Raw genomic sequence first — 18335 nt, 5'->3', positions numbered from 1 at the left:
AATAAAGTATTGAAAAGAGCGATAAGCTCATTTTGAATCTGACGAGATTAAAAATCTCATTTGCGCTTCAAAATCATACAGTCCGAAGACTTGTACCCATTTCTCAGCGTCGATCTTGCAAGCAAGATCGTTACTCACTCGTTGTTCAGTTTTCAAAGATCAAACACGATTTATTTACTCTTTTTTCGTCTCAACCAAGTTTCGGCGGCGACTTAAATAATGTATCACATTTCGTTTGTTTTCGTCAAGAACTTTTTTTAACTTCGTTTTTTGAAGCTTTAGTTCTTCACTTTTCCTCTAAAGAATTTATCGTTTGTTGGCGATAAGCTCGTTTGAGGAACGAAATATAATGTATCATATATCACGAATGAGAGTCAACATTTTTTTATAAATTATTAGACAAACAAAAAAGGAAGGTTTCCCCTCCCTTATGCGATCCATATAATTCCAGGATTTTGGAGAAGATTATGCCTCAATCCAATACCGAATTTCCCGGCCTTCTCCTCCGATTGATGGCCACCCTGCCGATTCTTTTACAATAGAACGGAAGACCAGCTTGCGCAGAACCAATGGCAGATCTTCTCGAACAAACCTTAACTGCGGGTGATGAACCAGTTCATTCATGCTCCACGGCTCTTTGCGACTTCTTAACACACGTAGCAGCAACTCAGAGCATTCACTCATTTTGGACATTACGGAAAACTCACAGGCAAGCAGGACAAGCTCTACTCGCTGCTCCAGCGTCTCGGAGCTTACCGTAAGCTCTTGATATAGTTTCCACAAAGCGCGATCCAGACTCTGTACATGCGTCCAGACGGCATGATCCGGGTATATCCCCTGTTCAATCAATACAATTCTTGCCCAGTTCCCCAGAGCCTCTAATACATTATAGTAGGCATCTACAACATGCCCTTCCTGGATATGGCGCTTAGCCTCCACATACATTCTCAAGAAACTGGTGAATTCATGAAGCAGCTTCTGCTCACGCAATTCTGCCCCAAAGGCAGACAGTTCTTCTCGTAAATCACTTAAGGCGCTGTCTGCTTCCCAGATAATCTCACCTTCAATCAGACACTGGGTAAGATTATGATGATTCCCGGTAACGACACTACTCTGTAACTCATGACGGCTCGCATAGATCATTTGATAACGAAGTTCACCATATCTATAATGTCCCACCGTCGACTTCAATTGGTCATCATTATGAACAACAAGTACTAATAATTCAAAATCTTGAACTAGGGAGCCGTGGAATCGCTCTCCCGGGTGGGAATAAGCGATAGCCCCAACTGCCCCCGTCTCTTCCGACTGTTCGGACAAAAAAGCAAGGTTCTTTAATTCCACGATTCCCTCCATACATTTCATGGCAGATAAGCGCCAAGTCAGTTATAATGTAATTCTACATCCAGACTGAAGTTTCCTTCTTTTCCAGGTCCGATACTACTCATACGATAGGAGCATTTTTCATGATTTTTAAATCAGCAAAAATTAATGCTTTTCGCACTTGGGGATTACTGCTGACCATGCTAGGTATGGGCCTAATGATACTGGGAACAGCCGGGATTGTATTCTGGGGACATGCAGGTAAGGTATTCGCAGCTGTAGGACTCGTCATCGGACTGATTGCCATGATGGCCAGTCTGGCCATTTATTTCTGGGCTGGCATGCTCTCTACCAGTGCTGTACAAGTCGACTGCCCGGAATGCGGGAAGTTAACCAAAATGCTAGGCAAGACGGATCGTTGTATGTTCTGTCATACCATCCTCACCCTGGACCCTAACAAGGCCAATACAACCATTCAACAACTGAAAGCGCCTTCTACAACAGCTCCCCCCACCGAAGGATAGTACGAATTGATCTCCAACCGCTAGATGTCTTTCACCTTAATTCTAATGAAGAACAAAAAAAAGGCCCGGTATCTCTACCGGACCTTTTTTGACTTGGCTTATAAATGTTACTCTTGTTACTCTTGTAACTAGCTAAGATATGAAGTTAAGTTATAAGTCCTAAGGCCAACAAAACGTTTGACTGCACATATGATGATATCAAACGGGAACAACTTTTGACTTTGTGAAGTAAAGGAAGTTAAGCCAGTAGTCAAAACTGGAGCACGAGCAAATTATTTTGAGTGACCGGCCTGCTTCAATATCTCCCACGCAGAAGCATTGGCAAAACTGCGATTCCACGCCGCTACTCCGCCCAGTTTCAACGAAGCAATCAAATCCACACGCGCCTGAAGCGACACGGCATCTTCGATCCATATTTTCTTGGTCGCTCCGTCTTCCTTGTATTCCACATAGTTCTGTCCACTTGCCTGATCCAGTTCAGGTTTGAGTTTCTTTTCTTGAATCAGGTCCACAATGGTATTCATGCCTACCGCTTTGGAAGACACCTTAACCTCCCCTTGATCGTTCGTCTCTTCCGTCCAGATCCGGGTATAAAGCGGCACTGCCATAATCAACTTGTTAGAAGGTACTTCATCTTCCTCAAGTATGCGTCTCATGGAAGCCTCAGTCCATGGAAGAGACGCTACCGAACCCGCCTTGGGACTAGCCGCCCAATGTTCATCATAGGCCATCACAATAACATAATCGGCAAAAGAACCTAATGCACGGCGATCCAGAAAAGCAGACCACATCTCACTGTTGGATTTCGGTGTTACATCGATCGATAACATCAATCCATGTATACGTGCCATCGCCTTAATCTCACGCACAAATTGCGTAATATTCGGCCCATCATCTGTATAGACGTTCTCAAAGTCGATGTTGATACCGTCCAACTGATACGTCTGTGCATACTCTAACATCTGCTCGATAATATGCGTTCGTGTCGCATAAGAAGCTACGGCTTCTTTGGTAATGTCCGGGTCAAAGCTATTATCCATGAGTCCCCATACTTCCATACCTGAACGGTGAGCCCAGTTCACATAACCCTGATTTCCCTTGCTTTTCACAGTGCCCTGTCCATCTGTAATGTGGAACCATGTGGGGCTAACCACATTCACACCAGGCATTTTACCGATCGAGCCCACATCAGGCTGACGATTGTACACGGCTTCCCAAACCAGGTTTACCGGTTTATTCTGCCACTTCTTCTCTGCAGCAGTCAGTGTATACTTGGGCATGTCCACCTTCTTTTTCTCGGTGAGCGCAATATGATCATTATCTACGTATCCGGCATATCCATTATCGAGTTGAACAAAACTCTGTTTATCACCCGTCTGCCATACACGTACTCGTGCATTCTTTTCCATATCGGCAATGATTGGTGAGGATTCTCCCCCGCGTTTATACAACGGCACCGTTTTGTCCGCTTTGGATGATAACGTATCAATCTCTGCATATTGTATCGTGTCTCCTCCGCGCATTAGCAGCACAGCACCTGTTACCGAATCTTCCTGTATAGCTATGCCGTACACTTCCTTCAAAGGTTTGAGCGGAATGTATGCTTCCCCATCCTTAACCTCCGGCTTAACCGTCATAGGATAATCTTTGTGATTAAGTTCTGCTTGTGTGCTGCCCTCCTTCATATGAAGGACTCGCTGAGGAGAAGCAATAATGATATCTCCCGACTCTGGTTCATAACGTATGCCCGCATCAATCGCCTCTTGCAGCACCTTTACAGGTAACTTGAGTTGATCTCCTGTACCCGAAGCGTCTCCGTCCATCAATTGCCCATCCACAAAAATAGGCTGGTTTCTCCCTACCCAATCGGGGTCTTCATGAGTCTGGTTCAACCATACATTCGTTATAAGCCAGTAAGCACCCCCAGCGATCAGACAAGCCCCGAGAAAACCGGGCCAAAATGAACGTCGCTTCTGACCTGTATATCTGCTTTTTCTACCCAAAAACGTCTACCTCCGTTAATTATGCTGAATCTTAAGGATGTGCGCATAAGTTGTTATAGAAATGAGCATTTTGCATAAATGCTAAAAAAAAAGCGCGAAGAATCCATACTGAATTCTACACGCTAATATTGTAATTCAACTCTCTTAATCCCTGCAACTTTTACAAACGCCATATACTTCCAACCGGTGACCGTGTACTTCAAAACCCGTACTCGATTCCGCTTGAAGCTCTACACTTTTGAGTGAAGGATAGCTGAAGTCTTCAATCTTGCCGCATTGATCACAGATAACATGATAATGATCCGTCACATTGGCATCGAAGCGGCTTGAATTATCTCCGTATGTCAATTCCCGGACCATGCCAGCTTCCAGAAACATCTTCAAATTGTTATATACCGTCGCCACGCTCATACTGGGAAATTGGGGTTCAAGGGCTCGGTAAATTTCATCGGCTGTCGGATGCCCCATGGATTCCATCAGATAGTTCAATATGGCATGACGCTGGGGTGTAATACGGACACCAGTCGTTTTCAGATGCTCCAACGCATGTTGGACACGTGTTGCCATAAAACCCACCGCCTTACCTTTCATTCATTCTCTGCTGAAGAGTATATTGCTGGCTCCTTGTACAGAGTTGATTCCCGGCCATTAACAACGACAACACATCTTTCGTGTCGTGTAATCTTGCCAGTGTACATTTATTGTACGGCGATTACAAGTTTATTGTCAACGCAGTGGTCAAGGGACCTCTGTAGAATCCTCCTGGGAATTTGCTCCGTCTTCGGTTGTCTGTTCCAGATTCTCAGCTTCATCTTCAGACTCCGGTGTAACTATTTCAGGCGTAGACACGGCCGGATTGCTCTGAATGGTGAGATCACTGTTGCCTTCGATTTTCACCCTGTACTCACCCTCACCGAGCTGGCCTTCTATCGTTTTATTCTGTACTTTGAAAGGCAGATCCGTGATTAAATCTCCATAACTGCTGGAACCCGCAAGACTGTAGTCACCCCGATCAGGCAGTAGCACGTTAATGGCACCTACAGCACTGTACACATCCCAGTCACCTCCGACTTTGGCAGATACAATGTTAATACTGCCATTGAGCGATTGAGCCTTGATTCCCAGGTTGGCACCATCAAGCGTAATATTACCGTTACGTGTCTCTGCCGTGAATTCGCCAACGGAGTCCGCGATACTGATACTTCCCACTTGTGTGGTCAGATCGACATCACCGGAAACACCGCGGGCCTTCATGTCTCCACGGTTACTGTCAAGATCTACATTACCAATGGCATTGGCTACGATGACATCTCCGTTCAATGTTTTGCCCGAGATATCTCCAACGGCATTGGTAATCCGAATCCGCCCGTTACCCGTTTCGGCGAATATGGTACTAATGGCTTCCGGACGGTTTAACAATATGGCACCATTGGAAGTTCGAATGTCCAGATTAAAGCGACGATCATCGGGAATCGTTATGGTAATATTCATCCGTGGCTGCGTTTTTTCATTTTCTCCATACGTCTTGCCTGTAGCTTTGATATGAATCACTTTCGTACCATCGGTCTCCACAAAAGAGGCATCTGCTACGGCCTTCGCCTGTACTTCCGTCGTCTGATCTACCCAGATAACCGTTCGTACTTCAATCTCCTCCGTGTCTCCCCGTTGAACCGAGATGTCCCCGTTCACACCTTCGACCACCAGATCTGACGTATCCATACCAACAGGTACACGAATCGTGCCCTTATCCTCCATATATCCTGCAGCTTGACTGTAGTCCATGGAAGCAGCTCCGAGATTTAGACTCACTCTATTCCATAAGTGCATGTAGTGATCCTGCTCTGTAACAATAAATACGGAAGCCGCCAAAATCAATGAGGCCAGGATGCCTTTGGCATCGGGTCTGAAACGTACTTTTATGGGGTCATCAGGATTACCTGGATTATCCGATTGTACCTTTTTTCTTCTGCGTGTCCACAGGAACAGCACAATATATTCCACGCCTAAAACAACGAGCAAAAATGGCCACCAGTCCACCATCTCATATACATAGTCAGTTCCCCACCGTTTATCCAAAATCAACAGCACACCGACCGCTATGATTAAGGCGGCAGCCGTATAGCGGCCAACCCGGACTTTACGGTTCATCACGTTCCCCCCTTGTATCGTTCCAATTACATTTTTTTCTTGTTCAACATAACCCAGAACTCACGCCCGAACAGAAGCAATCCTCCTACGATCATAAGAATCGCAAAGGAATATCCGCCATACATGGCGAGGATCTCTTGGAACCAGCGTGGTTTACGGAAGAACAACACCATCAAAGACCCTCCCACAATCAGAAGTAATCCGAACGATATGCCTCTCTCCCAGACCATCATTGCATCTCGTGTAGAACGTTCATTGGATATCGGCTTGTCCAAAGTTGCCTGGGTTACTGCTCTACGTCTGCGCATCATGACCCAATCCGCAGATTGCAGCACATCATATACATTGTAAAAGTAAATAACCGGAATACATAAAGCCAGCAAGATGAGCAATGGCACATTGATCTGTATACCAATGGATGAGAAGTACAACACTGCTGACAGATCAAGCAAAACAAGCAGCATAAAGGTCAAACCTCTCATGTATAATCTCAGATAAATATGGCCCAAGCCTGGAATAATGGCACTCAATAACCCTGCAATAAATTTATGAGTCCGATTCCTGACCGGTTTGGTCTGAACTGTACTGGCTTTTTTGTTCGATTGACGTCTCCTTTTCATAACATACTCCTCTCTTCTGAACTGACCTTCCGCTCTTCATGCATTTGGTTAGATAGTACCCTAAAGAGCAAGGAGAGTAACTGGAAGAAATATGGATATGACCAAAAACCCTCCGGCACTGCTGGCCTGGGGAGGGTTCTATTTCATTTATTCGATCGACACTTTGGTAACGTGTTCCCACTGTCTTAACTTGGATACCAGGCCTACTGTTTTGAAATCATGCGGTACCTGGACATGCAATACAATCTCAATTTTACGTTCAACCGATACCATCTCTGCATAAGCGAGATCCTGTTCATTCACCGTGATTTTACGAATTTTGATCTTCTCCTGCTCCATACATGAAGACAACTGTTCCAGGAAACCGGGTTCTGACAAGGTATGAAGTGTAACGACATGCAGTTTGTTCCCTCGTAGATACCTTAGCTCTAATTTGTTAAATACCCAGAGATTAAGCAGCACCAGAACGGTAGATACGATAGAGGCAAAGAAGAACCCAGCACCTGCTGCAAGCCCAATGGCTGCAACAACCCAGATTGAAGCTGCCGTAGTCAGTCCGGTGATGGATTTTCCCGTGAAGAGAATTGTCCCTGCTCCCAGGAATCCAACACCGGTAATTACAGCTGTAGCCAGACGCGCTGGATCGATCCTTACATTTAATTCATTAGCAAAATCTTTAAAGCCATAAACAGACAACATCATAATCAGTGCAGAGCCAAGACATACCAGAATATGGGTACGCAAACCAGCGGCATGATTGGACCGTTCCCGCTCTAGGCCTACCAGCCCTCCAAGCAGCATGGCCAGTAATAATCGTAATAAAATGTGCCACTCATCAATGAACCAGGGATCGCCCAAAGTCGGTATTCCTCCTCAAAGTTGTTAATATGATTAAAGTTTATTCTTGTGAAAAGTCGTTAATTCCACTCCAGGTGCAATCTGTGTGACTTCCACGGGGTTAAAACCGAATTTGGTATATAGATTCACAGCGGGTTGATTCAGCGTTCCTGTGGAGACGATATAACGTGGAAGATCCGCATGCTGTTCCAACACATACGTCATCAAAGATGCAGCAATTCCCTTGCGAAAGTGATCCGGGTGCACCATCATTCGTGTAATGGTCAGTGTGTTCTCCTCTTCCTCTGCTACAGCGACAGCCCCGATAAGCTCTCCGTCATCAAGGATGCAACCGTAAAAGCTCTCCCCACAATCCCGTAGTGTCTCCATCGTATCCATCAAAGGAGGAATCTCCTGAAATCCGATGATTTCGGCTTCCAATCGATAAGCTATATGTTGAAGTCTCCATAACTGCCCCAACGTCTCCAGATCACTAAGTGACAATGGTTGAATGTTCATATCCGTTCCCCCGTCCGAGATACATTTGTCTCCATAATAACAAAAAGAGGCTGTCACAGGGACGAGCCTCTTTCTGTCCGGCCTCACCGGAAGGATTAGCGGTTCAGTACATCTGCAAGCAGTTGGTTGGCAAGAGCTGGATTCGCCTTACCTTTACTTTCTTTCATAACCTGACCAACGAGGAAGCCAATGGCTTTCTGTTTACCAGCTTTATAGTCTTCCACCGATTGAGGATTATTCGCCACAACCTGCTCAACGATGGCAAGAATGGCACCTTCATCACTAATCTGCACAAGACCTTTCTCTTCAACGATCTGCTGTGGAAGCTTGCCGCTCTCCAGCATTTCCTTGAATACTGTTTTGGCAATTTTGCTGTTAATGGTACCCTTCTCCAGCAGTCCGATCATCTCACCCAAACCTTGGCCTGTCAGTGGAACCTGAGTCACCTCAAGATTGCTCGTATTCAGGTAACCCAGCAAGTCGCCCATGATCCAGTTGGATACGGATTTGGCATCCTGAGTGAATTTCAAGCTATCCTCAAAAAGATCAGCTATAGCCTTGGATGAAGTAATAACCTCTGCATCATAACTAGGTAATCCATAATCAGCCGTGTAACGCGCTTTACGCTCGTCTGGGAGTTCAGGTATCGTAGCCTTGATCCGCTCTTTCCAGGCTGCATCAATATGCAGCTTCACGAGATCCGGGTCCGGGAAATAACGGTAGTCATGCGCCTGTTCCTTACCACGCATCGATAGTGTTTTTCCTTGCGCTTCGTCCCAGCGACGCGTCTCCTGAACTACTTCACCGCCATCATCCAGAATTTCAGCCTGACGATATTGTTCATATTCCAGACCACGCTGAACACCACGGAAGGAGTTCATGTTTTTCAGCTCGGCTCTTGTTCCCAGCTTCTCCTGTCCATGTGGACGCAAACTGATGTTGGCGTCACAGCGCAGTGAACCTTCTTCCATCTTCACGTCCGACACATCGCAGTACTGCATGATTGCACGCAATTTTTCGAGATACGCACGTGCCTCTTCCGGAGAAGAAATCTCAGGCTCGGATACAATCTCCACGAGTGGCGTGCCGACACGGTTAAAGTCCACCAAAGAAGCGTATCCGCCATCGATATGCGTGAGCTTCCCTGCATCTTCTTCCAAGTGAAGACGTGTGATGCCGATTCGTTTCGTTTCACCATTCACTTCGATATCAATCCAGCCGTTCTCACCGATCGGTTGATCGAATTGCGAGATCTGGTAGGCTTTTGGTGAATCGGGGTAAAAGTAGTTTTTACGGTCAAACTTGCTGACATCAGCAATCGTACAATTCAGGGCCATCGCTGCCTTCATTGCGTAGTCTACCGCCTGACGATTCAGTACAGGAAGTACGCCCGGATGTCCGAGACAGACCGGGCAGGTATGCGTGTTGGGCGGAGCTCCAAAAGCTGTGGAGCAGCCACAGAAAATTTTGGAGTTCGTATGCAACTCCACGTGGACTTCAAGTCCAACGACCGTTTCATATTTAGATGCGGACATTTCTATATTCCTCCGTTCCGGGCAGTCTACAGCTGCGGACGCTGCTTATGGAATTCTGTATTTTGTTCAAACGCATGCGCTACACGCAATACGGTTGTTTCATCAAAGGCTTTACCGATAATCTGCAGGCCGACAGGCAATCCATCCGAGAATCCACATGGAATGCTAACAGCAGGTACACCAGCAAGGTTAACCGGAATCGTCAAAATATCGTTCAGATACATCGTAAGTGGATCATCCACCTGTGAACCCAGTTTGAACGCCGTAGTTGGCGCAGTTGGTCCAATAATCACATCATATTTGGCGAATACATTGTCGAAATCCTGTTTGATCAATGTACGTACTTTCTGTGCTTTCAGATAATAAGCATCATAGTAACCCGAGCTGAGTGCATACGTTCCGAGCATGATGCGGCGTTTCACTTCTGGACCAAAGCCTTGGCTGCGGGACTGATGATACAGATCCAGCAAGTTATCCGGATTGTCAGCACGCACGCCATAACGCACGCCATCAAATCTAGCCAAGTTGGAAGAAGCCTCTGAAGATGCAAGCAGGTAATACGTAGCCACCGCATATTCGGTATGCGGAAGCGACACTTCTTCCCATGTTGCCCCGAGTCCTTCGAGAACTTTCAATGCAGACAGAACCGTCTCTTTCACTTGTGGGTCTACGCCTTCACCGATGTATTCCTTCGGAACAGCAATGCGAAGCCCTTTGACATCACCTGTCAGTCCGCTCAAATAATCTGGAATCTCTACTTTTGCAGATGTCGAATCTTTGGCATCATAACCAGCAATGGCTTGCAGTACATAGGCAGAATCTTCAACATTTTTCGTCAAAGGTCCAATCTGATCCAAGGATGAGGCAAATGCTACCAATCCAAAGCGGGAAACAAGTCCGTACGTCGGCTTCAATCCAACAACACCGCAATACGAAGCAGGCTGTCTGATAGAACCACCTGTGTCTGATCCGAGCGTGAAGTATGCTTCTCCCGCAGCCACAGCTGCTGCCGAACCACCGCTGGAGCCTCCTGGAACACGATCAAGTGCCCATGGATTACGTACAGGGGAAAAACTTGAATTCTCATTGGAGCCGCCCATGGCGAATTCGTCCATGTTGAGTTTACCGATAGTTACGGTGTCCGCAGCTTTCAATTTCTCGACAACTGTCGCATCATACACCGGGTCGAAATTACGAAGAAACTGGCTACCGCACGTCGTGCGCAGTCCGTTCGTAACGATGTTATCCTTAATACCGACAGGAAGGCCGAAAAGCAAACCTTTCTCCTCGCCGCTCACCAGACGATCATCCAGTTGACGTGCACGAGCGCGTGCTTGTTCTTCATCCAGTGCCAAATAGGCCTTAACTTTATCGTCATGCGCGCCAATGTTCTGATACGCCTGATCCACCAGATCGCTGACCGACAGCTCTTTGGCATGCAGCTTGTTATGTAACTCAGGCAACGATTGTTCAAATAAACTCACAGTGTTTGTCCTCCTTCCGGTTATCCGTTATTCCATTACTGCAGGCACTTTAAACTGCCCGTCTTCTTCTTCCGGTGCATTTCGCATCACCTGTTCAATCGACAGGCTTTCTTTGGTCTCATCTTCACGCATGACATTGCTTACGTGCAGAACGTGAGTGGTGGGCTCGATGTCTTCTGTATCCAGCTCATTCAGCTTTTCTGCATATTTTAAAATCGCGTTCAGCTGACCTGTCAGGGTCTGTTCTTCTTCAGCAGTCAAGTTGAGCCGGGCCAGCTTGGCCACATGCTGAACGTCATTATTCGAAATACTCATTAGCGGATGCCTCCTTCATTCGGTCTGATTCCCGCAACGACCTGAAACGAATCGCTCGTTTAACGGGCTAAAGTCTCAAGATAACTTTTTTCATTATAGGTGAGATAGTTCGACAATTCAATGCAAATGACCTGACTGACTTCCGGGAAGCTAAAAACGAACTTATAAAATAAAAAAGAGCCGGCATCAGCCGACTCTTAAAATTCTAAATCCATGCACGCAGATTAACCTGCTTTATAAAATCCGCCTGTGACATAACATCGTTCGCGGTTTCCTCTTCCTCTTCCACAGCTTGAAAATCTCCGTTCATCAGATGATGAAACAGCTTCTCATTGTGTGTCGCAAGGGCGTAATCTATCAACGCTTCTCGCTCGACCCGCTCAGCTTCCTGCTTCAGCAGAACCTCTTCCAGATCGACGTCGCCGGATGGAACAAAAAAGTTCCGGTTCACCTGCGGCACTCGAAGCACGTAGTCGAACGCATTGTCCGGATTCCGGTCATAAGCGATGATGAAACCATATTCCCCCACAGGAAGATTCTGCTCAAACGCATCCGCGACGATGACAACCTTCTCTCCTAATCGCAGCATCGTCTAACCTCCTGGTAGTCTATCTTAATATTTATTTGTATAGTCTACTAGAAAAGAATAGCGATGTCTAGGAATACTAGAATTAAACAACATATTTGTGCAAAATCTTTTTTTCCATTTTTAAAATGATGCTATTTCTGATTTCGTGCACCTGGCTTGTGCTAGTTAATACGACAGGCTCTGCAAGAAACGCTCAATGTGATCAAAAAAAATTAAACCCGACAATTTCCCGGGCAATCAGACTTCATTCCGGTAATCTTGCAGCTTGTCGAACCACGGTTGGTTGCGGGCTCCATTTCGTAATACACGACTCGTCCATATATTCTGCTGAGACTTCATCCCTTCACTGGTCACGCTAGGGTTATGTATTGAGGCTCGCTCAGTACCTTTTTCTCTTTTTCCGCTTTCTATGATGTGACGGTTTTCTTCAATAATCGGATACTCGACACGCTGTCCCAACAGAATAACTCTTGTTTTCTCCACTTTGATATTCCCCGCTCTCATGATCTATATAAGTCGAACTAAAGATTATTTACACTGACACTACGATGACAGAATAACCTTCCAATCGCTGTTATCCCCAGATTTTTCGATTCCATTTTCTTAAAGGGAAAATCCGGTGATAAAGGCGAACGCTTCGCTTTCCAGGTTTTTTCTGTCCTCTCCGTTATCCTGTAAATGATTGCTCAACTTATATACTATTTTTAAAAATTTATTATTTCTAAATCAATCTGTACTTGCTGCTAACTTGCTATTGGTCTCAAACTGGCTTGTGATGAAGCATATTATGCATCTCTATGTAGGGTAAAACAGGCTGATTCTCTGATAAAAAGGGGCTGAAAACAAAAAAAGAACGCAAACCGGGTATAGACCACAGTCTGCGTGCTTCGCAAGGTTGGGTGTTTCTTGGTAATGCTTCAGTTAGATGATGCCTTAACGCTTGTAACAACTAATTGCTATTCTAATGAAAAAGTTGTCACTTGTCCAGACTTTCTTCACATATCATGTCGGATTATCTTGCGGACACGTAAGGATTGTTCTGTTTCTCATAACCAATGGTCGTTTTGGGACCATGACCTGGATATACTTTCACTTCATCAGCAAAGGTGTAAAGCTTGTTCTGGATGGAATCAATCAGATCCCGTTCACGCCCTCCTGTCAGGTCCGTTCTGCCCACACCCATGCGGAACAGCACATCACCGGCAAACAGGTCGTTATCACAAAGCAAACTTACACTGCCTGGTGAATGGCCAGGTGTATGGAACACTTTAAACGTATGACCAATCAGATTCAGCTTCTGCCCTTCGTCCATGGCATATTCAGCAGGATCTGTCGAAAGCGGTGGTGTCGCCTGCGGCCAATTCAAAGATCCATTTAATTTCGGGGTTGTAAGCCAATCACTCTCCAAATCATGAAGATAAACGGGACACCCCTTCAATTTACGGATCTCATCTACCCCACCCATATGATCAAAGTGAGCATGAGTGAGGAGAATGGCTTCGATCTCCAAGTCTTGGATCGCTTTAAGCAGCGGCCCCGGATTCATGCCCGGATCAATAATGACGGCTTTACCCGGATCATCTCCTTGTAAGAGATACGCATTGGTTTGAAGTGGGCCTAATGAAAACGTACGAATGTTAAGCATATCGGCTTAGTAACCCGAAATCAGTTCACGCAGCTCACGGATAATGGCCGCATGTGACTCCGTTCCTTCCCCATAACGTTTGCCAATCTCTTGACGTGCTACAGCCAAATTTTCTTGATAATCTGCTGCTTCACGATCCGGATTAAGGCGTTTGAATTCAATCATAACTTCCTGTACATGCTGCGGACGAGGTCCCCACTGACCCAATACATGACCACCTGTATCTGCAAAAATAACGACTGGCACGGAACGGCCACCCATCGTCAGGAACTCATCCATCACTTCAGGATGGTTCTCCATAATCAGAACCTCTGTTGGGATTCCTGAGATTTCAAGCGCCTGGAACACAACCGGAATATTACGGACAACATCTCCGCACCAGTCCGCAGCCAGAATTAACACACGCAGATCATCGCGATGATTCAGACTCTCAAAGAACTCACGATCCTCTTCGTTCGACCAAGTAAAGCTATCATAGTTGGCCTGGAATTCACTTTGGTTCTTGGTCATACTCTCGATAAAATCTTTCGGTGGCAGACCTTTACCGAATTTGTGAGACAAGTTGGGTTTACCCATGACTAGACACTTCCTTTCTTTTTACGAGCATTCATCCATTTAATAAGTACATAAACGATCATAAGGGCGAGAGCAACAAGCAAAATCGGCATAACATATGGTGCCGCTTTCTCATCAATATGCTTCCATTGATCTCCAAGAATCATCCCTAAATATATAAACAATGCAGTCCAAGGTATAACAGCGAGTGTAGTAAGCAAGATGAATTTGCCTGCGTGCATTTTCGTGATGCCAGCCGGGATGGAGATTGCATGCCTTACCACCGGAACAAAACGCGCCGTGAAAATGACACCTGTACCATACTTGCGGAACCACTCTTCGGAATGGTCGATGTGTTTTTTCTGGATGAGTATGTATTTACCGTAGCGTTCAAGCACAGGTCTGCCGCCATAACGGCCAATCCAGTAAATAAATAATTGGGCAATCACACCGCCGATTGTTCCGAAAATCATAGCACCGAAAAAGTTGATATTACCTTGTGAAACGAGAAAACCTCCATACGCCAGCACAATTTCGCTCGGGATCACTTCTAACATTAATCCAAGCATGATTCCAAAGTACCCAAGACTTTGAATCCATTCGAACAATTGGCTGACAAGGTTATGAATAAAGTCCATCTCAACCCTCTTTCTCCATCCTGATTGGCGGTGCCCCTCCGCACCATGGATGTTCGTCCCTATTTTATCACAGGGCTGTGGACGTTGCTACTTCACGAGGTTGGGGTAGTGTCCCGTTCGCAGCGGTTCGCATATGGTATGGGGAGAGGAGCGTGAGAAGATGTCACACAAGTCAATACCCGGTTCTCCACCGGTCAAACATAAGCAATCAGGTCAAAACCTTCCTTCAGCCAGAGGGATTCGCAGGGCATGCAGCAAGGAATTGTATCGTACAGCCAAAAGGCTAAAAGTGTATGTCTCCCCAGAACGGATGAAGCAGGCGGAAGAATGTTATTACGGTAAGGTGATTACGAATCTGCTCTGGATCGGGGAGAATCGCGATAACCGCAAAAAATTATGTGAGTGGTGGAACACGGATGTCAGTGCAGAGATCGCCGCACTGTGGGAAGTGGATGTTGAACCATTAAAAGAGGCGTTTCAGCATGCATTTGGCGGGTATCGCCTGTAGGCAGGAATGGAGGAATGAAAAGCTTCCCTCTGGGTGGAATTCAGTGTCCTCCTCTGGCTTACGGTTGGAGCAGAGCATGGAGCCCACCACTACAGGGAGCAATGAGCACCACAGGGAGTATGAACATAAACACCGAGTAATTGGTGATGATTAATCCCCACGAGCGGTAACGAATCTGAGGCGTCTTATTCAGGGATTTTAAGCCTCCTTAGAAATCTAAGGAATCTCAGACACGTTATATCGGGATTTTTGGCCTTTTATAACGTTTTTGTCAGGAGAATTGGGAAAATAACTTGTCTGAAGTTCCTTACAATTTAAAAGGAGGAGCTAAAGGCCAAATAAGACGTCCTATGTTCCTTAGAAAATCGGACACCCATCCGCCAGGAGCAGCCCGCTTGGACTTCCAGACTATTTCGACGCTGACATTCATTATTCTATTGCTTGGGTAAGCGTCAAGATTCAGCAGTGATTCAAGGGCTCCGCTTGGTCAACTCTGGAATAAACGGAGGAGAAGAAGCAGAGGCAGAAGCAAACCTGCGCAGGTTCTCTCCATAATCTTGAGCATGTTCTTCCAGTACAAAACGACGATCATTGCGAACGTTTCCTGCTTCCACTTCCTTAGCCAGCAGTTGATAACGTTCATACATCTGTACACCAGCGGCGGCAGTCTGTTGGGCTCGATTCGTGAATCCTGCCTCCCATTCCCGCCGCGCTGCCCTCTCCATCCAGTACAAAGCAGTGGATTGACCGCCGCTATCATACCGATTCAACGCGATCGCTTGCTCAAAATATGTTCCAGCCTGCTGTCCCTCGCCGAATTGGGCTGCCCATCGTCCCAATTCAATGTAAATCTGAGGGTGCATCGGGGAATGGGACAAGCTGTTTAAAAGGAGTGTCTCTGCTTCTCGTCCAGGAAGAGATCGTGCAAGGGATATCACGATATCCGGTCGATTCGGATTAGACTGAAAGGCAGCCATAAGATGCACCTTCTGTGCTGGAGTGCCATCCGGTTCAGACATCGCCTGACGGTACTGCACTTCTGCTACAGCGTATCGGGAGGTCAGCCACACTGTTCCACCAATCCAGAAAAGGATGATCATCACTGTGGATACCCTTATTAGCCGTGCAGTTACTCGCTGAAAAATATGAAAGAAGGATCGCATCGGGACAGTAGATGGACGCGATTGGGTTCTTAGATATCGCAAGAAAAGAGATCTGGATTTAGATCTCGATTTGAATCTGGAGGGAGTGTATTCTACAGTTCCGCCGGAACGTTGGACTCCCTCCGCTTCCCTCTTCAATGCTTCTGCCCAAGCGCCGAGCCAGATGAAGAACATCCAGAATAGTGTGAAGCTCCAGTCAAAGTCCATCGCCCCATGCAGGCCAAAAATAAGCACGGATGGCATGAGCTGCGGTGCAAAATGAAAGATGCTTCGCAGGGTGAGGAGAAACCACCCTGCGACAAGCAGGATGCCGATCACGCCCGTGTCTAAGGCCAGATCGAGCAGACCGTTGTGGACCTCGCCTCCGACATAAGGCGAGGATTGAATGGCGCGAAACATGTTGCGCCATGTATCTCCACCGTGGCCGAGCCATGCGGCCTCGGTCCACAGCTGGAGGGCGTCCCGCCAAATCTGTAGGCGGGACACCCCAGTGCCGACACCTGCCGCTAGGCGATCGGCGGTGGAGGCCACGGCCATCAGTGCGGCGGCGGCTCCCGCCAGCACGATGGCCGTCAAGGCAGCGACGCGGGCCTTGGCGGCGACGCTGTGCCAGAGGCGGCACAGCAGCAGCGTGCCGAGCAGCGCAGCTGCCCATGCCCCGGCTAGTGCCAGCAGGCCGGGCACTAGTGCAGGCGCCAGCTGGGCAGCAGCCAGCTGGCGGTACAGCCAGGCCGCGCACGCTAATGGCGCGGCCGTGGCCAGCAACAGCGGCAGGCGGGCACCGCGCCGCTGCAAAGCGAAGGCGGCGACCGCGGCGCAGCCGGTCGCCAGCCAAGCGCCGCGCGACTCGCTCAGCAGGAGCGCGGCTTGCGCAGGCATGAGCGGCAGCACTGCCGCGATGAGTCGCCCGGCCGGCACAGGCCGGGCTATGACTCGCGCGGCGGCTGTCAGCCGCTCCAATGCGTACATGCCAACAATGGCCCCGTACGCATTAGGGTACTGCAATAATCCGCCGAGCCGGGCTCCGGCGGAGCTGATCTCGGGGTCAGCAGTCCGCATTACCCCGAAGGGCAGCGGCCATACTCCGCACACGGCTAGAATGCCGCTTAACACAAGCAAGCCGCCTGCCACCTGCCAACCGCAAGCTAACCAACGCGCACCATCCGTGCGCGCAGCCAATACTGCGGTGAGCAGAGTAAACATCCCAAGCAGGCTCCACCGCAGCATTTCATCCATACTGCCCTGTTTACTCACCGAGCCTGCCCATGCATGTAGCCCAAAACAAATCATCATCCCCAGCGGCCACAATACCCGCCACATTCCCGGGATTCGAATCATTCGCCCAACCGTTCGTTCATCGTTCCCTAGCCAATGTACCGTTGACAGGGTTACTTGTTTTCTCGCTTGCCCTTTCTCTTTCTCTTTCTCTTTCTCTGGATGAAAAGCTGCAAGAAATAGCACAACTATAATTAATATGCTTCCTGCTGCGATCAGAAGGACAGGATACAGATCCACTGAATAGTACAATCCTCGACTCAGACACCCTGCGAGCAGCAAGACAATGGAGAGTATACCCAGCCCAACAGTCCATCCCGACCCTGAATAATGTTCTCTTTTCAATATCTGAGGAAAACGACCTGACCCCTCAGTTTGGATAACTCCATTTGATTGATATGTATCATCTTTGTTGTATGTATCTTCCCTATGATATGTACGATCTCTACTGTCTCTACCTTCCCTCCTGCCCTCTTTACATAAGTCCCTGTTATCTACATATTCTGTACCCTCTGCATGGTCGTTCCTGTCAGAAGCATGTTCCATCATTTCCTCGCTCGCCCCATGACCTCGTTTGTACCTTATAATTCCCTTATCCGTTGTCCCTTTTTTCATCCGCTTCCACCCTCCTTCCACCGCTCCATATGCATGACA

General features: G+C 47.4%; 18 protein-coding genes. 2 read left to right on the top strand and 16 right to left on the bottom strand.

The features are described 5' to 3' along the window. Positions 1 to 465: 465 nt before the first annotated feature. The gene (locus tag PAHA3_RS20120; RefSeq protein WP_062836489.1) at positions 466 to 1344 is read right to left on the bottom strand and encodes a nucleotidyltransferase-like protein; all 879 of its coding nucleotides are present in this window, start codon (positions 1342 to 1344) and stop codon (positions 466 to 468) included. 122 nt (positions 1345 to 1466) lie between these two features. On the opposite strand from PAHA3_RS20120, the gene PAHA3_RS20115 reads away from it, so the two are divergent. Continuing rightward, positions 1467 to 1847 (top strand): DUF2614 family zinc ribbon-containing protein, encoded by a 381-nt coding sequence (locus PAHA3_RS20115; protein WP_062836488.1) that lies wholly within the window; start codon positions 1467 to 1469, stop codon positions 1845 to 1847. Between the two features lie 272 nt (positions 1848 to 2119). Here the strand turns inward: PAHA3_RS20115 and PAHA3_RS20110 are convergent, their stop codons facing one another. The 14 genes from PAHA3_RS20110 to PAHA3_RS20045 all read right to left on the bottom strand — a co-directional run bounded on the left by PAHA3_RS20110 (position 2120) and on the right by PAHA3_RS20045 (position 14735). Continuing rightward, a complete protein-coding gene (locus tag PAHA3_RS20110) occupies positions 2120 to 3850 on the bottom strand; it encodes a glycosyl hydrolase family 18 protein (protein ID WP_062836487.1) in 1731 nt (576 codons plus the stop codon). A gap of 144 nt (positions 3851 to 3994) precedes the next feature. After that, positions 3995 to 4417, bottom strand: a complete 423-nt coding sequence (perR, locus tag PAHA3_RS20105; RefSeq protein ID WP_026081471.1) for a peroxide-responsive transcriptional repressor PerR — start codon at positions 4415 to 4417, stop codon at positions 3995 to 3997. 171 nt (positions 4418 to 4588) lie between these two features. Continuing rightward, positions 4589 to 5998, bottom strand: coding sequence for a DUF4097 family beta strand repeat-containing protein (locus PAHA3_RS20100; RefSeq protein WP_062836486.1), 1410 nt, complete (start codon positions 5996 to 5998; stop codon positions 4589 to 4591). A 26-nt stretch (positions 5999 to 6024) separates the two neighbouring features. Further along, a complete protein-coding gene (locus tag PAHA3_RS20095; protein WP_062836485.1) occupies positions 6025 to 6618 on the bottom strand; it encodes a hypothetical protein in 594 nt (197 codons plus the stop codon). Positions 6619 to 6765: 147 nt separating this feature from the next. Beyond that, the gene (locus PAHA3_RS20090; protein ID WP_062836484.1) at positions 6766 to 7476 is read right to left on the bottom strand and encodes an MgtC/SapB family protein; all 711 of its coding nucleotides are present in this window, start codon (positions 7474 to 7476) and stop codon (positions 6766 to 6768) included. Between the two features lie 33 nt (positions 7477 to 7509). Next, the gene (locus PAHA3_RS20085) at positions 7510 to 7974 is read right to left on the bottom strand and encodes a GNAT family N-acetyltransferase (protein ID WP_062836508.1); all 465 of its coding nucleotides are present in this window, start codon (positions 7972 to 7974) and stop codon (positions 7510 to 7512) included. 95 nt (positions 7975 to 8069) lie between these two features. Beyond that, the gene (gatB, locus tag PAHA3_RS20080; RefSeq protein ID WP_062836483.1) at positions 8070 to 9509 is read right to left on the bottom strand and encodes an Asp-tRNA(Asn)/Glu-tRNA(Gln) amidotransferase subunit GatB; all 1440 of its coding nucleotides are present in this window, start codon (positions 9507 to 9509) and stop codon (positions 8070 to 8072) included. A 26-nt stretch (positions 9510 to 9535) separates the two neighbouring features. Then, positions 9536 to 10993 (bottom strand): Asp-tRNA(Asn)/Glu-tRNA(Gln) amidotransferase subunit GatA, encoded by a 1458-nt coding sequence (gene gatA / locus PAHA3_RS20075; protein WP_036667997.1) that lies wholly within the window; start codon positions 10991 to 10993, stop codon positions 9536 to 9538. Between the two features lie 27 nt (positions 10994 to 11020). Next, entirely contained in the window at positions 11021 to 11308 is a 288-nt protein-coding gene (gene gatC, locus PAHA3_RS20070) for an Asp-tRNA(Asn)/Glu-tRNA(Gln) amidotransferase subunit GatC (protein ID WP_036607033.1), read from the bottom strand. Positions 11309 to 11513: 205 nt separating this feature from the next. After that, positions 11514 to 11897 (bottom strand): hypothetical protein, encoded by a 384-nt coding sequence (locus PAHA3_RS20065; RefSeq protein ID WP_024631336.1) that lies wholly within the window; start codon positions 11895 to 11897, stop codon positions 11514 to 11516. 237 nt (positions 11898 to 12134) lie between these two features. Beyond that, a complete protein-coding gene (locus PAHA3_RS20060) occupies positions 12135 to 12401 on the bottom strand; it encodes a hypothetical protein (RefSeq protein WP_076333554.1) in 267 nt (88 codons plus the stop codon). 508 nt (positions 12402 to 12909) lie between these two features. Next, a complete protein-coding gene (locus PAHA3_RS20055) occupies positions 12910 to 13542 on the bottom strand; it encodes an MBL fold metallo-hydrolase (RefSeq protein WP_062836481.1) in 633 nt (210 codons plus the stop codon). A gap of 6 nt (positions 13543 to 13548) precedes the next feature. Then, positions 13549 to 14118, bottom strand: a complete 570-nt coding sequence (locus tag PAHA3_RS20050; protein WP_017692292.1) for a thioredoxin family protein — start codon at positions 14116 to 14118, stop codon at positions 13549 to 13551. Between the two features lie 2 nt (positions 14119 to 14120). Next, positions 14121 to 14735 (bottom strand): DedA family protein, encoded by a 615-nt coding sequence (locus PAHA3_RS20045; protein ID WP_062836480.1) that lies wholly within the window; start codon positions 14733 to 14735, stop codon positions 14121 to 14123. Between the two features lie 160 nt (positions 14736 to 14895). On the opposite strand from PAHA3_RS20045, the gene PAHA3_RS20040 reads away from it, so the two are divergent. Beyond that, positions 14896 to 15243: a hypothetical protein gene (locus PAHA3_RS20040; RefSeq protein ID WP_062836479.1), complete on the top strand. Its 348-nt coding sequence runs from the start codon at positions 14896 to 14898 to the stop codon at positions 15241 to 15243. Between the two features lie 470 nt (positions 15244 to 15713). Here the strand turns inward: PAHA3_RS20040 and PAHA3_RS20035 are convergent, their stop codons facing one another. Then, positions 15714 to 18296 carry an O-antigen ligase family protein gene (locus PAHA3_RS20035; protein ID WP_062836478.1) on the bottom strand — a complete coding sequence of 861 codons (2583 nt, stop codon included), beginning with the start codon at positions 18294 to 18296 and terminating at the stop codon, positions 15714 to 15716. Positions 18297 to 18335 lie beyond the last annotated feature (39 nt).

Origin of the sequence: Paenibacillus amylolyticus (assembly GCF_001570725.1) — a bacterium.
In the GTDB taxonomy this organism is placed as follows: Bacteria; Bacillota; Bacilli; order Paenibacillales; family Paenibacillaceae; genus Paenibacillus; species Paenibacillus amylolyticus_A.
Note: the sequence above shows the minus strand (reverse complement) of the source record. Positions and strands in the feature narration are given on the sequence as shown.

Coding starts and splice junctions, on each gene's coding strand:
- gatB (WP_062836483.1), bottom strand. CDS start 9,509: ATGTCCGCATCTAAATATGAAACGGTCGTTGGACTTGAAGTCCACGTG.
- gatC (WP_036607033.1), bottom strand. CDS start 11,308: ATGAGTATTTCGAATAATGACGTTCAGCATGTGGCCAAGCTGGCCCGG.
- PAHA3_RS20115 (WP_062836488.1), top strand. CDS start 1,467: ATGATTTTTAAATCAGCAAAAATTAATGCTTTTCGCACTTGGGGATTA.
- PAHA3_RS20055 (WP_062836481.1), bottom strand. CDS start 13,542: ATGCTTAACATTCGTACGTTTTCATTAGGCCCACTTCAAACCAATGCG.
- perR (WP_026081471.1), bottom strand. CDS start 4,417: ATGGCAACACGTGTCCAACATGCGTTGGAGCATCTGAAAACGACTGGT.
- PAHA3_RS20060 (WP_076333554.1), bottom strand. CDS start 12,401: ATGAGAGCGGGGAATATCAAAGTGGAGAAAACAAGAGTTATTCTGTTG.
- PAHA3_RS20065 (WP_024631336.1), bottom strand. CDS start 11,897: ATGCTGCGATTAGGAGAGAAGGTTGTCATCGTCGCGGATGCGTTTGAG.
- PAHA3_RS20085 (WP_062836508.1), bottom strand. CDS start 7,974: ATGAACATTCAACCATTGTCACTTAGTGATCTGGAGACGTTGGGGCAG.
- PAHA3_RS20035 (WP_062836478.1), bottom strand. CDS start 18,296: ATGAAAAAAGGGACAACGGATAAGGGAATTATAAGGTACAAACGAGGT.
- PAHA3_RS20095 (WP_062836485.1), bottom strand. CDS start 6,618: ATGAAAAGGAGACGTCAATCGAACAAAAAAGCCAGTACAGTTCAGACC.
- PAHA3_RS20050 (WP_017692292.1), bottom strand. CDS start 14,118: ATGGGTAAACCCAACTTGTCTCACAAATTCGGTAAAGGTCTGCCACCG.
- PAHA3_RS20040 (WP_062836479.1), top strand. CDS start 14,896: ATGTCACACAAGTCAATACCCGGTTCTCCACCGGTCAAACATAAGCAA.
- PAHA3_RS20045 (WP_062836480.1), bottom strand. CDS start 14,735: ATGGACTTTATTCATAACCTTGTCAGCCAATTGTTCGAATGGATTCAA.
- PAHA3_RS20100 (WP_062836486.1), bottom strand. CDS start 5,998: ATGAACCGTAAAGTCCGGGTTGGCCGCTATACGGCTGCCGCCTTAATC.